Source organism: Pseudomonas sp. MIACH (genome assembly GCF_001269925.1).
Taxonomy (GTDB): Bacteria; Pseudomonadota; Gammaproteobacteria; order Pseudomonadales; family Pseudomonadaceae; genus Aquipseudomonas.
The window spans coordinates 37961-50783 of record NZ_LHVO01000046.1 but is presented as its reverse complement, the minus strand read 5'-3'; the positions used below and the strand labels follow the sequence as shown (position 1 = coordinate 50783).

At 61.2% G+C, this 12823-nt stretch carries 16 protein-coding genes; 6 read left to right on the top strand and 10 right to left on the bottom strand.

The features are described from left to right. Nucleotides 1-52: 52 nt before the first annotated feature. Nucleotides 53-490 carry an Rrf2 family transcriptional regulator gene (locus tag AD670_RS17390; RefSeq protein WP_053134900.1) on the top strand — a complete coding sequence of 146 codons (438 nt, stop codon included), beginning with the start codon at nt 53-55 and terminating at the stop codon, nt 488-490. Here the strand turns inward: AD670_RS17390 and AD670_RS17385 are convergent. After that, nucleotides 487-1116, bottom strand: coding sequence for a ribonuclease T2 (locus AD670_RS17385; RefSeq protein WP_053134897.1), 630 nt, complete (start codon nt 1114-1116; stop codon nt 487-489). The two genes, AD670_RS17390 and AD670_RS17385, sit on opposite strands and share 4 nt — an antisense overlap. Nucleotides 1117-1152: 36 nt before the next feature. Then, nucleotides 1153-2133 (bottom strand): Gfo/Idh/MocA family protein, encoded by a 981-nt coding sequence (locus AD670_RS17380; protein ID WP_053134894.1) that lies wholly within the window; start codon nt 2131-2133, stop codon nt 1153-1155. Nucleotides 2134-2260: 127 nt separating this feature from the next. Between AD670_RS17380 and AD670_RS17375 the strand changes: the two genes are divergently transcribed. Further along, nucleotides 2261-2623 carry an NUDIX hydrolase gene (locus AD670_RS17375; RefSeq protein ID WP_053134891.1) on the top strand — a complete coding sequence of 121 codons (363 nt, stop codon included), beginning with the start codon at nt 2261-2263 and terminating at the stop codon, nt 2621-2623. On the opposite strand, the gene AD670_RS17370 is transcribed toward AD670_RS17375, so the two are convergent. The 4 genes from AD670_RS17370 to AD670_RS17355 are packed head-to-tail and all read right to left on the bottom strand — an operon-like array spanning nt 2609 to nt 4437. Further along, on the bottom strand, nt 2609-3097 hold the full coding sequence (locus tag AD670_RS17370) for a periplasmic heavy metal sensor (RefSeq protein ID WP_053134888.1): 489 nt from the start codon (nt 3095-3097) through the stop codon (nt 2609-2611). The two genes, AD670_RS17375 and AD670_RS17370, sit on opposite strands and share 15 nt — an antisense overlap. Continuing rightward, nucleotides 3094-3519, bottom strand: coding sequence for a hypothetical protein (locus tag AD670_RS17365; protein ID WP_053134886.1), 426 nt, complete (start codon nt 3517-3519; stop codon nt 3094-3096). Before AD670_RS17365 ends, AD670_RS17370 begins: the two co-directional genes overlap by 4 nt. Next, nucleotides 3516-4094, bottom strand: coding sequence for an RNA polymerase sigma factor (locus tag AD670_RS17360; protein ID WP_053134883.1), 579 nt, complete (start codon nt 4092-4094; stop codon nt 3516-3518). Before AD670_RS17360 ends, AD670_RS17365 begins: the two co-directional genes overlap by 4 nt. A 31-nt stretch (nt 4095-4125) precedes the next feature. Continuing rightward, nucleotides 4126-4437, bottom strand: coding sequence for a YXWGXW repeat-containing protein (locus tag AD670_RS17355; protein WP_053134879.1), 312 nt, complete (start codon nt 4435-4437; stop codon nt 4126-4128). A 223-nt stretch (nt 4438-4660) separates the two neighbouring features. Between AD670_RS17355 and AD670_RS31680 the strand changes: the two genes are divergently transcribed. Together AD670_RS31680 and AD670_RS17350 are read left to right on the top strand one after the other, a co-directional pair. After that, nucleotides 4661-4801 carry a hypothetical protein gene (locus AD670_RS31680; protein ID WP_172681491.1) on the top strand — a complete coding sequence of 47 codons (141 nt, stop codon included), beginning with the start codon at nt 4661-4663 and terminating at the stop codon, nt 4799-4801. Between the two features lie 96 nt (nt 4802-4897). Next, nucleotides 4898-5842: a diguanylate cyclase gene (locus AD670_RS17350; protein ID WP_053134876.1), complete on the top strand. Its 945-nt coding sequence runs from the start codon at nt 4898-4900 to the stop codon at nt 5840-5842. A gap of 266 nt (nt 5843-6108) precedes the next feature. Here AD670_RS17350 and AD670_RS17345 read toward each other — a convergent pair whose 3' ends face one another. The 4 genes from AD670_RS17345 to AD670_RS17330 form a co-directional block, all read right to left on the bottom strand. After that, the gene (locus AD670_RS17345) at nt 6109-6369 is read right to left on the bottom strand and encodes a hypothetical protein (protein WP_053134873.1); all 261 of its coding nucleotides are present in this window, start codon (nt 6367-6369) and stop codon (nt 6109-6111) included. 236 nt (nt 6370-6605) lie between these two features. After that, complete coding sequence (locus AD670_RS17340) at nt 6606-6935, bottom strand: hypothetical protein (protein WP_026136677.1); 330 nt, start codon at nt 6933-6935, stop codon at nt 6606-6608. Between the two features lie 91 nt (nt 6936-7026). Then, nucleotides 7027-9528: a TonB-dependent siderophore receptor gene (locus AD670_RS17335; protein WP_053134871.1), complete on the bottom strand. Its 2502-nt coding sequence runs from the start codon at nt 9526-9528 to the stop codon at nt 7027-7029. A 116-nt stretch (nt 9529-9644) separates the two neighbouring features. After that, the gene (locus tag AD670_RS17330; protein ID WP_053134867.1) at nt 9645-10082 is read right to left on the bottom strand and encodes a DUF3995 domain-containing protein; all 438 of its coding nucleotides are present in this window, start codon (nt 10080-10082) and stop codon (nt 9645-9647) included. 93 nt (nt 10083-10175) lie between these two features. Between AD670_RS17330 and AD670_RS17325 the strand changes: the two genes are divergently transcribed. Further along, nucleotides 10176-10565, top strand: a complete 390-nt coding sequence (locus AD670_RS17325) for a DUF2946 domain-containing protein (RefSeq protein WP_053134866.1) — start codon at nt 10176-10178, stop codon at nt 10563-10565. 95 nt (nt 10566-10660) lie between these two features. After that, nucleotides 10661-12787, top strand: a complete 2127-nt coding sequence (locus AD670_RS17320) for a TonB-dependent siderophore receptor (protein ID WP_053134864.1) — start codon at nt 10661-10663, stop codon at nt 12785-12787. The last annotated feature ends 36 nt before the right edge of the window (nt 12788-12823 follow it).

The following is a 12823-nucleotide window of genomic DNA, read 5'->3' as shown; positions in this document are numbered from 1 at the left end:
ACTTTTCGGGTTACGAACGATACTTTCGGCGGACCCAACCTGAGGCTGATTGATGAGAAACGACACGCGCCTGTCGCGCATGCTCCACGTGCTGATCCATATGGGCCGCCATGAAGAGCGCGCCACGTCGGAGACCATCGCGCAGATGCTCGGCACCAACCCGGTGGTGGTGCGACGCACCCTGGGGTTGCTCAAGGAGAAAGGGTATGTGCGTTCGGAAAAGGGCCATCAGGGCGGTTGGAGCCTGGGCAAACCCTTGGGTGAAATCACCCTGCTGGACATTCACAACGCCCTGGGCACGCCCTCGATATTCGCCATCGGCCTGTCCACCGATCACCCCGAGTGCCTGGTGGAACAGGCGGTAAATGCGGCGCTCACGGATGCCTTCGAACAAGCCCAGGCACTGCTGTTGAAACGCCTGGGCAAGGTCACCCTGGCGCAGTTGGCCGAGGACTTTGACGAACGCTACCGCGTGGCAATGCTGCCTTAGCGCTGCGCGGGAATCCGGATATCGCCGTCGCGGCATTGGGTTTTGACACTGCGTGGGCAGCCCGCGAAAGCCAGGTCTTTGGTCAGGCACACGCGCACTTCCGACAGCACCTTGCCTTTGCAGATCACCGCCAGCCCATGGTTGCCCATGCGTGGGTTGCTCTCGCGAAACAGCGCCTCAATCTCGCGGGCCCGCAACGACGGTGGCGTGTTGAACGGCTGCAGTTGCGGCGGAATGGCGACTACGCCCAAGGCTGTGTCGGTTTTCTCCAGGTACGCCAAGGGTTCCAGCCCGCTGCAGGTGCCGTGCTTGGCCCATTCGTGGGTGAGCAGTGAGCGCGTCGGAAACAGCGCCGCGCCCTTGTCCATTTCTTCGCGGCTCAACGTAGATTGCGGCGCGCACGAAGCCGGCCACCCTCCCCGCGCGTATTGCGGCCACAAGCCGTGCAGCACAAAGCCATAGCCTTTGCCCGAACACTGTTCGTTGTTTGGGTGCGTCAGGCAAAAGGTCGGCGACCAGGACAACGACAGCACATAGAAATCGAACTCCCCCGGCGTCCCTTGGTTACGCGGGGCCGCCACCGCGCCGGTAGCCAGCACCAGCCACAACACCATCCAGTATTTCATGCGTCTATTCCTTGAAAAAAACCAGGTATACCGCGACTACCCAGGATGATGGGGGTTACGTTGCAACACCTTGTCCAGGATCCGATCGGTCTTCAACGCCTCGATCGCCAGGGACGGATGCTCGGCTTCGCCGCGAATATGCGCGTTCATCGCCAACACGTGGTGCCATTGGATATGCGTGTGGCACGGCACTTCCAGCACCTCATTCGTTTCGCCCTCCAGGCGCAGCGGTTGGTCTTCGAAGACGGAGAACTGAATGCGCCCGTGGCTGCCGATCAACTCGACCCGATCCTCACGGCGATCGGCGACAAAGTTCCAGCAGCCCATGCCCAGCGCGCCCGAACTGAATGTCCAGCAGGCCGTCACGGCGTCCTCGGCCGCATAGCTTCCGGCCTGTCGTGCCGTAAAGCCCGAGACCTCGACGATATCCCCAGCCAGGTACTGGAACAGGTCAAACCCGTGGCTGGCCAGGTCGGCAAAGTAACCACCACCAGCAATGCTCGGGTCGGTGCGCCAGTTGGCGGCGCTGGCATCCTCGGCGGCCGGTGGCTTGCACAGGGTCCAGGTCAGATGACGCAATGTGCCGATGCGCCCGTCTTGCAGCCACTGGCGCACTTGCTGGAAGCGCGGCAGCGAGCGCCGGTAATAGGAGACAAACAAGTGCAGCCCGGCACGCTCGAAGGTGCGCTGCATCAGTGCGCTCTGTTCGGCATTCAGCGACATCGGCTTCTCCACGCAGCAATGCTTGCCGGCCGCCGCCACCATCAGGCTGTATTCCAGGTGGCTGTCGGGCGGCGTGGCGATGTACACCGCGTCCACTTCGGGGTCGTTGATCAGTGCCTGGGCGTCGGTGTAGTAACGGGCAATGCCATGGCGTGACGCATAATCGCGCACGGCCTCTTCGCGGCGCCCCATCACCGCCACCAGGGCCGAACCTGGCGCTTTGTAGAACGCGGGTCCACTCTTGACTTCAGTGACACTGCCACAACCGATCATGCCCCAGCGTACGCTGCTCATCTGTTTTCCTCGTGCGTTTTGATCAGTCGCGCAGTATCCACATACCCACCCCGACACGCCACAACCACTTAGCATGACAATTGCATTACACTTTTATGACAATCATCCCGCTGCGGGGGCACAGACGATGAAAATACGCGCAACAGTCATTTGCGAACACGAGGGGCATATCCTCTTCGTGCGCAAGGCCAGGTCAAAATGGGCATTGCCGGGCGGCAAGGTCGAACGCGACGAGCGCCCGGTCGGCGCCGCCGAACGGGAGCTGGAAGAAGAAACCGGGTTGAACGTGGACGGGCTGCTGTACTTGCAGGAGCTCAAAGCCCGCGACACCGTCCACCATGTGTTTGAAGCCTCGGTGGTGAATATCGCGGATGCACGGCCTCTGAACGAGATCGTCGACTGCCAGTGGCACGCCTATGGCGCCCTGGACCAACTGGACACCACCGACGCCACCCGGCATATCGTCAAAGCTTTTCTACGGCGTTTGTAGCGGCTTATCCCTCACCGGCGCTTTACCCCGCGCCTGCCCCCGCAAATACAAGGCCTCCACCAGTTTCTGCCGCTCATCCTGGGGCAAGTTGCCGGCGAACTGCGCCAGGGTGCTGTCCACCAATGCCCGCAGCGCCACATCGGCCTCCCGCGCCTTGGCCAGTTCGGCCACCAACGCCTCACGGTCCAGGGTCGGCGCTTCCAGTTGCTTGATCACCCCCAACCGCGCTTCACGTCCGGCCATGATCAGCGGCTGGCTGTCGTCGCGATTGTGGCGCAGCAGTTGGCGCAGCTCCCTGCGCCGCTCCGCAGGCAGCTTGAACATCGCCTGGCGCAGGCCGTGCTGGTTGACCACCGCCTCGGCGGGCGGGCTGCTGGCCAGCCAATGGTAGAGCCCGCCCCCGACGCCGCCGATCAAAAACACGTTGAGCAATACCGAAACGAACAACCACGGTTTAAGGGATCTGACGGTCATTGCTCGGTTTCCTCGGCGTTGACGGTAAAGACGACTTCGGCGTCGCCTTGATCGAAGACGCTGGGCAGCACTTCAGCGGACAGCATCGGCAGCGGCACGCTCATGGATGCCACCAGCATCCCGGTGACAATACCGGCAATGCCCGCGCCGACAAGGCCGGCGGGCGATAACCAGCTGGCATAGCGTGACCAGAATGAGCGAGGGGCAGATTGGCGTATCTGCCGGACCAGCGTGGCGTCGGCGAACGCAGGTTGATGGCCGTCCAACCGACTGTCGAGCCAACGCGCTTGTTGTACGGCGTCGCGCGCATGCACGTTGCCGCTGTCGAGCAGCGCCTGGGCGCCTGCCCGTTCCGCGTCGGGCCAGCGATGCAAGTCCGCGCCGTAGACGTCGGCCAGGTAAGCAAAGCGTTCGGGTGTCATGATTTTCCCCTTCCTGGGCGGGCGAGCCCGGGTGTGTCGGCAAGTTGGCTACGCAACTGGCGTCGGGCCCGCGACAGCAGGCTCTCCAGTGCCTCGACGCTGATATTCATCAGGGCCGCGGCGTCGATGTTCGACAGCTCCTGGTAGTACTGCAACACGATCGCTTCGCGCTGACGCTCGGGCAAAGCCGCCAATGCGGCGGCCATGCGGGCGCTGCGATCCTGGTTTTCCAGTTGTTCCTCAGGCGATGGCGAGCTGTCTGCCATCTCCACCGTCGCCTCATCGCCCAAAGGCCGCTCCTTGCGCCGGCGCAGGCGGTCATGGCACAGGTTGAGCGCGACCCGATGCAACCACGTGTCGAACCGCGCCTCGCCACTGCGCCAATGGGCCGCCTGGCGCCAGATACGCAGGAAGCTTTCCTGAGCCACGTCCTTGGCCTCGTCGGCATCCCCCAGGATCCGACTGGCGAGCGCCAGCAAACGCGGAAGTTTGCGCGTCACCATTTCGTTGACGGCGGCAGGTTCGTTATTGCCGATACGCGCCAGCAGTTCAACGTCCGGATCAGTGTCTTTCAATCGGGCGGTTCTCAGGGCCAAGGGTCAGGGTTCAGCGGATCCAATGCCCTTCGCGCCAGTACCAGTTCGGGCCATGGGCTTCCCAATGGCCAGGCTCCCAGCGTGCATGACGCATCACCGGCTGCCAGTGGCCCGGCACCCAGCCATACCCTCGCCCTTCCCAACGCCAGTGACCACGGTCCCAGGCGTAGCCGGGGCGCTCGGCCGGGATGATTTCCACACGCTGCGGCGGCGGCGCCTGCTGGATGATGATTTCAGTCTGGGCAAACGTCGGGGTGCTGACAAACGCGACGAGGACCAGCGGAGCAAGCAAAACAAAACGCAATGTGGCCAGGGGTCTCATGGCAACTCCTTCATGCAACGCGAGAAAGTGCAGGTTGCTGATGGGTTGAACGGCGGGTGCGGAAAAATCCGTCGCGGGCTGCGCAGTTTTTTCCAGACGCTGGCCGAGTCCAGTATTGCGCGGCGGCTGGCGGAGCTTGATGAAATTTCTGAAAGGTTCGCGACGGATTTATGCCTGAGGCGGCGTTCAACGGATAACGCAACCCACACCCTGAGGAAATACCATGTCCCGTCGCCTATCTATGCTGGTTGTCGCCCTGTTGATCGTGAGCCTCAGCGGCTGCGTGATCGTGCCGGAACACCGCCATTGCTGCTGGCGTTATTACGGCGCGACGACCACCACGACCGACAGCGTGAACAGCTGACCCACGACCTCTCGTCTGCTCATCAGGCTTGCGCTTGACTCTGGACGTCGATCAAAAGAGGCTCTTGGCTATTCGCCATCATCCCCGAGCATCCCCATGAGCATCGATCCGCCGAGCCTGCCCGACAGTGACGTATACAGAACGCTGCTGGAGTCGACGAAGGCCATCCCCTGGCGCATTGATTGGCAGACGATGACCTTCAGCTATATCGGGCCACAGATCGAAACGCTGCTGGGCTGGACGCCGCAAAGCTGGATCAGTGTGGACGACTGGGTCGAACGCATGCACCCGGATGACCGTGAATACGTGGTGAATTTCTGTGTGTCACAGTCCCGCGCCGGCGTGGACCACGAGGCGGATTACCGGGCGCTGACGGTGAGCGGCGACTACGTGTGGATTCGCGACGTGGTGCATGTGGTGCGCAAGGACGGCGAAGTCGAGGCGCTGATTGGCTTTATGTTCGACATCAGTGAGCGCAAGAAGACCGAAGAACACTTGGTGCGCCTGCAGAAACAACTCGAGGAATATTCCTATCAGGACGGCCTCACCGGCATCGCCAACCGGCGCATGTTCGACACCGTGCTGGAGCGCGAATGGGCCAGCGCCCAGCGGAGCCAGTTGCCGCTGTCGCTGATCATCCTGGATATCGATTTTTTCAAGCAGTACAACGACCACTACGGCCATATCAAGGGCGACGAATGCCTGCGCCAGGTCGCGCGCACTCTGTCACTGGCTGCCAACCGGCCCCGGGATTTCATCGCGCGTATCGGCGGTGAAGAATTTGTGTGGCTGCTGCCGGAAACCGATGCAGCGTCGGCCAAACAGGTCGCCGGACGTTGCCTGCACCTGATCCGCCAGCAACAGATCGATCATGGCTTTTCGGCAGTGTCGAACCTGCTGACCTTGAGCCTGGGCGTGGGTACCCGCATCGTCAACTCCAGCAGCCCGATGCTGGGTTTTGTCGAAGAGGTCGACAAGTTGCTCTATCAGGCCAAACGCAACGGGCGGATGCGCGCGGAGTTTGCAGACGATGAAGTTTGATGCGGGGGTCAAATCGCAGGCAAAAAAAATCCCAAGTAGCTGATGGAAACTTGGGATTTAAAAATGCATAAACCGTGGGAGGTGAACGCCCGGCTATAGTAACGAGTGTAAAAAGCTGTAACAAGAAAATTTTATATCCTTTCGTCGGATTAAAAGCGCCGTAAGTCCTTCAATAACCACATATTTTTTAAGGTGGAGAGGCAAATAAGTGCCACTTTTTGGTGCAACTACCGTCGACATTTCCACTTATAAAAAAGGGTTATTAGTTACGGCAGCGTGACACTCTTCGTTCCGCCCTCACTCAATTGCTGGCAGGTATCGCGAAGTTCCAGGCCACCGGATGTGGCCACACTGGCGACCCGTTCAACCTGCCGGCAGAGCGCCAAACGCTCCGCCGCTTCTTCGCGCTGGCGATCCGCCTTGGCGTTGAGTTGCACGAAATAGCCCCCCAATAACACAGCGACGCACAGCACGCCGACCGCGAGGGAGCGCAAGCTGGTGGACGATGGGCGGGCTGCCGGGCTCATCGGCTTACCATGCCCTGCTCTTCTGATAGCGAACGTCGCCCTGCGTCGCCACGCGAATTAGCGTTTGCATACCGGCCTCCTTAGTGAAGGACGCAATTGTATGCAAATAGAAACACAGTAGATGTCATGGATTTGTAAAGCGACGGCTTACCAGAACCCTGAGCCTGCACTTGCTGGCGTAAGCCCCTGTGGGGGCCGATCCAGCATGCCGCTGACGCGCTAAGCAAGCAGGTCGATCATTTACGTGCCACTTTGTAGCGCACGCAATCCTGATAGAAACTCTGGCGAATCGCTTCTGGCTTGAGCCGAGAGCGACTGTCATACGTCTGCTCGGTGATGCCCATGGCCATCATGCGCATCCAGGATTTATTGAACTTGATGGTCTGGATCTTCTGCCGCGCGGCGTACAGCGACACCCCCGACAGCTTCAGCTCCTGGGCCCTGGCGGCCGTGCCGGCGCCCCAACTGCACATGTACTTGTCACCCTCGCGCAGCTCCCGTGCCTGCACGGCAGCGGCGCCGCCGGCCAGGGAGCAGGCAATCAGCATGATTCCAACAGTGCGCATTTGCTTCCTCACCTAACCACCTGAAAATAAAAGCGATTCTGGAGAGAATTTTGTTACAAATGGGCCATTAAATTGCCTTATCGGTGTGCCATCACCATTGGTAGGTCGCGCTCGCCTGCACCGTGCGCTGTGAGCCATACCAGCACCACGAGTAGGAATAGCACGACGCGACGTACTCTTTATTCGCCAGGTTGGTGGCGTTCAGGGCCAGGCGCAGGTTGTCCTTGAGGTTGGCGATGTTCGGGATGTCGTAGTGCACCGCCGCATCGAACAGGGTGTAGCCCGGTACCTTCAGGGTGTTGGCAGTATCGCCCCAGGACGAGCCGACATAACGCGCACCGGCGCCGGCACCGAAGCCCTTGAGGTTGCCATCATGGAAAGTGTAATCGGCCCACACCGAAGCCGTGTGGCGCGGTACCGCGTAGGTGGTGGTCCCTTCGGCGTTGATGGCCGGGCCTACGCCGATATCGCTGATAGGCGCATAACGCACGGTGTTATTCGACTTGCTGATGCGGTTATCCAGGTAGGCATAGGCCGCCGTAATGTCCAGGTTGTCGTTGAGACTGGCCTTGCCTTCGAGCTCAAAACCACGGGATTGCACTTCACCGTCCTGGCTCTGGCAGCGACCGCTGCCGCACAGGTGGGTGGGGTCCGGGTCGGTGGTGAGGACGTTGGTCTGGCGCAGGTCGAAGATCGCCGCCGTGATAAAGCTGTTGCTGCCCGGCGGCTGGTACTTGATGCCGATTTCATACTGCTTGCCTTCGGTCGGTTTGAATACCGATCCGCCGTAACCGGTGCCCGACTGCGGGTTGAACGACTCCGCATAGCTGGCATACGGCGCCAGGCCATTATCGAAGAGATAGACCAGGCCAATCCGCCCGGTAAAGGCCTTGCTGTCCAGGGAGGATTGGCTCTTGGCCGCGGTGCGCAGGGTCTTGGTCGTGCTGTCGGTGCTGGCCCAGTCATAACGACCGCCCAGCAACAGCACCCATTTGTCCCACTTCATCTGCTCTTGCAGGTAGACCCCGGTCTGTTCGCTGCGCGACGTGCCGTCGGTGGTGTACGCCGGTACCGGCACGGCCGCGCCATACACCGGGTTGAAAATATCCAGGGTCGGCCCGGCGGTATACGTCCCTGAGCCGGACAAGGTATCGGTGCTGGTGTTCTGGTAGTCGAGCCCCATCAGCAGGGTATGTTGCAGTGGGCCAGTGTCGAATTTGGCCTGCACCTGGTTGTCGAGGGTGTAGGCGTCCATGTCGACGTCACTGGCGATGGTGGAACGGCGGATGGTGCGGTAATCCGCCATCAGGTAGTTGCTGTAGAGGCTGCGGTACCGGCCCTCACTGCGCAGGTAACGCGCGTTCTGGCGCACCGTCCACACATCGTTGACGTGATGCTCGAACGCCCAGCCGATGGAGTAGTACTCGCGATCACTTTTCTCGAAGTTCTTTTCGCCGTCGTAGAAGTCCACATCGATGCTGCGCCCGGTCGGGCTGTGTAACACCGAGCCCCAGGCGGGCATCGAGCCGTAGGACGCACCCTTGGGATCCTTCTGGAAATGCCCGAGCAAGGTCAGCGAGGTGTCTTCGTCCGGCCGCCAGGTGAACGCGCTGGACAACGACTGGCGACGGGTTTCGGTGTGTTCGACCTGGCCATCGGCATCGTCGAAAAGCCCGGCCACCCGGTAGGAATACATACCCTGATCATCAATCGGCCCGCTCAAATCGAAGGTGGTGCGCTTTTTGTTGAACGTGCCGTATTCGACGCCCACTTCATGGAACGGCGTGTCCAGCGGGCGCTTGCTGACCATATTGATCACCCCGCTCGGCGTGCCCTGCCCGTACAACACCGACGCCGGGCCGCGCAGCACTTCGACGCGCTCCAGGTCAAAGGCATCCTTTTGTGGCAAGGCATCACGGCTCGACGGCATGCGCAGGCCGTCCAGGTAAGTGGCGGGAGAAAAACCACGGATGGTCAACTGGTCGAGACGCGAAGCCGTGGCGCCGCGGGTTTCCGGGATGACCGCCGCGCTGTAGCGCAGGATCTGGTTGAGGCTCTCGGCGTTCTGCGCGCGCATCTGGTCTTTGGTGACGATGGAGATCGACTGCGGGGTTTCGATCAGCGCGGTATCGGTCTTGGTGCCCGACAGACTGCGCGTGGCCACATAACCGGCGACCGGCCCGGTGGGGCTTTCGGCCTGGTAGGCGCCACTGATGGTGGTGGCCTGCAACTCCATGGCGCTGCCGTTATCGGGGATGGCTTCCAGGCGGTAACGGTCGGCAGAGATCTTCAGCGCCTGCAAGCCGCTGCCGGCGAGCAACTGCGCCAGCGCCACGTCGGTGGCGTATTGCCCGCTCACACCGTTGCTGCGCTTGCCGCGTGTCAGGCTCGCATCAAACGCCAACACCAGGCCCGCCTGCTCGGCCAGGCTATTGAGCGCCTGACTCAAGTCACCGGCCGGAATCTGGAAGGAACGCACAGCGCTGCTGCTTTCTTCGGCGAAGGCGGATTGGACGTTCAGCAACGGCACGGCGGCGAAAGCCAACGCCACTGACAGGGCCAGTGGGTGCAAGGGACGAGCAAGGCGCGACATGGGAAATCCTGGGTAATAGAGGTTCTATTAACCATGACGGCCAGGTCGGTAAATCGGGCAAGGATGAGAGCAGTTTTTATTTGAGCAGCGTAGATCGGTGTGTCGTGTTTCCCTCATTAACCCCACGCCACCACCAACAACCCTACCCCCAACACCAAACACAACGGCGAATAAAACCACGTATCCAACCGCGCAAACCGTGATCCCCCCACCTTCTTGAAAAACCCCACCAACTCCGAATCCCCAATCGCCCTGGCAAACATCACCATGGCAATCGCGCTGATCGCCCATTGCAGGGCCGCATGGGATACCGCCGAGAAATACAACCCGGCGCGCAGGCAGACCATCAGTGCAATCGCTACCAACCCCATCGCCACCAGGAAGGTACCCAGCGCCGAAGGTTTGAACGCCGGGCGAGGTCCGCTGGCGAATTCGCCGGGCAGTTGGGGGATGGCGGCGAGGCTGCCGAGTTTGCCGCCCGCAGCCCAGTAAAGATGCACCATGCTGATGCAAGTAAAAACGCCGACGATCCATCGTGCGATGAAAAAGCTCATGACTGGCTCTCCCTGAAAAGGTGCGAAACAGGATAGTCGCCCTGAGATTTTTTGCAGGTATTTCGTCGGCGGCTGATGGTAAAGTGCCGCCCCATGAAACTCGCCCGCGCCGATCGCTCGCTCATTGCCTGGATGCTCTATTGCTGCGTCCTGTTCAATGTGTTCGCCTGCAGTATCGGTCACGGGCAGATGGTGGGGATGCAGCTCAATGGCATCGGCGGGCAGTTCTGCACCGTCGACCCGCGTACCCAGGCGCCCCAGCCAACCAACTCCACCGATGAGAGCCTGCCCACGCTGTCCAAGGCGTTTGGTTGCCCGCTGTGCTCGAGCGGCGGCATGGGACCGGCGCTTAACTCCAGCCTGAATGTGGCGGTGCTGCCACAACCCCATGCACCACCACCGGCCGTCGTGCTGGCCGCTGACATCCCTGCCCGCTTCACCTGGCCCACGGCTAACCCGCGCGCGCCACCCGCCTTCGCCTGATCCCTTTGCTTTCCAATCTGCACTGACCACCGGTTCCACACGGAATGACGGACGGCCGTGCGTTGTTTTCAAGCCAAGTTTTTCAGGATTCAAGCATGAAACATCTACCTCTGTTGGCGGGCCTGTTCGGCTGCCTGCCTGTCTGCGCCTGGGCCCTCGAGCTGGCCCCGACTACCATTGATGGCGAATCAACTGCCGAACCCGGCCTGACCCTGGATCAATCCAGCGGCGTCGCTTCGCGGCTCGGATTGAGCGTGCGGGAGACCCCGGCGTCGGTGGCCATTGCCAGTCGCAATGACATCGAGCGCCATGGTGCCAAGACGTTCCGCGATGCGGCCAACACCCTGCCCGGCGTCAACGCCAGTGCGCCCCCCGGCTTCGGCGGTTTTGTCTCGTATCGTGGTTTTACCAGCAGCCAGATCACCCAAATGTTCAACGGTATCAATGTCGCCACCGGCCTGGCCCGCCCCGTGGATGCCTGGATCTATGACCGCGTGGAACTGGTCGGCGGCCCCGCCTCCCTGATCAACGGCGCCGGCTCCGTCGGCGGTTCGCTCAACTACGTGACCAAGCTGGCCACCCGTGAGGAGCAGGCCGCCGAAGGCCAGCTCACCTATGGCAGCTACGACACCGCCGGCATGGCGTTCGGCGTCAATCACGCGTTCACCGAACCCGGCGCCGAGGTGCAGCATTACGCACGCCTGGATCTGAGCCGCAACACCAACCACAGCTACATCGACCGCGACCAGCGCGAAGCCTGGAGCCTGGCGTTTTCCCTGCTCAGCGATCTCACCCCCGACCTGTCCCATACCCTGGCGCTGGAATACCAGGATGAGCATGAAGACAGCCCTTACTGGGGCACGCCGGTGCTCAATCCCAAGGCCGGCGAGCTGAAGATCGACAAACACAACCGTTTCAATAACTACAACGTCGCCGACGGCCGTTACGAGCAGCGCACGATCTGGGCGCGTTCGATCATCGACTACCGGATCAGCGACAGCACGACGCTGAAAAATACGCTCTACCACCTCGATAGCCAGCGTGATTACCGCAACCTCGAAACCTACCAATACAACGCCGATAACAGCGCGGTAAACCGCTCCACCGCGTACCAGGTACGCCATCAGGGCGAACAGAACGGCAACCAGTTCGAGCTGCGCCATGACGACAGCCTCTTCGGCCTGTCGACCACCTGGTCCGGTGGCTTTGAGTACAAGGTCAATAGCACCACCAACACGCCACTGAATGTACCGGGTAACAGCACCGTGGACCCGAACGGCTTCAACCCCGGGCACTTCTACGACCTCCCGCGTACCCGGGAGCGCTTCGGCCAGGACAAGACCAACGAGGTCACCACCAAGGCGTTGTTCGTGGAAAACCGCCTGGGCCTGACCGATAAACTCTCGCTGCTGACCGGCCTGCGCTACGACGCCATCGACCTGGATGTCACCAACCATCGTGCAGTCACGGCCACCAACCCACGGCACTTCAAGCGCAGCTGGGAACCGGTGACCGGTCGCGTCGGCCTGACGTACCAGTTCATCCCCTCGGCCAATGTCTACGTGCAATACAGCACCGCCGCCGAGCAACCGAGTACGACCACCCAGGTGTTCGATGTCTCGACCGGCAAGCAGTGGGAGGTCGGCAGCAAGTTCGACTACTTGGACGGCCGTGGCTCGGCCACCGTTGCTGTCTACACGATCGAACGCAAGGACTTTGCCGTGACCGACCCGCAGGACCCGACCATGAGCATCCCGGTCGGCGCTCAGTCATCGAAAGGCATCGAGCTGGCCAGTTCATTGCGCATCACGCCCAGGTTGCTGGCGGAAGGCAACGTCGCCTGGGTGGATGCCGAATACGATGAGTTCAACGAAAAGATCGCCAGTGGTGCGGTGGTCTCGCGCAAGGGCAACACGCCGACCAACGTACCAAAACGCGTGGGCAACCTGTGGCTGACCTATGACTTTGCCGAGGACTGGCAAGGCGGCTTGGATGCGCGGTATGTCGCCGACGTCTACGCGGACAATGCCAATACCCAGACGGTACCGGCCTACACGCTGTTCGGGACGTTCCTGCGCTACAAGGTGGACGCCCACACCTCGGTCACCGGCCGGGTGCGCAACCTGACCAATGAGGTGTATGCCGAGTTTGCCCATGTGTCGCCGGCGTATTACCTGGGATCGCCACGGACGTTTGAGCTGGCGGTGCAAACCAAATTCTAAAGCGGCAATGCAAACAACATGTGGGAGGGGGTTGCT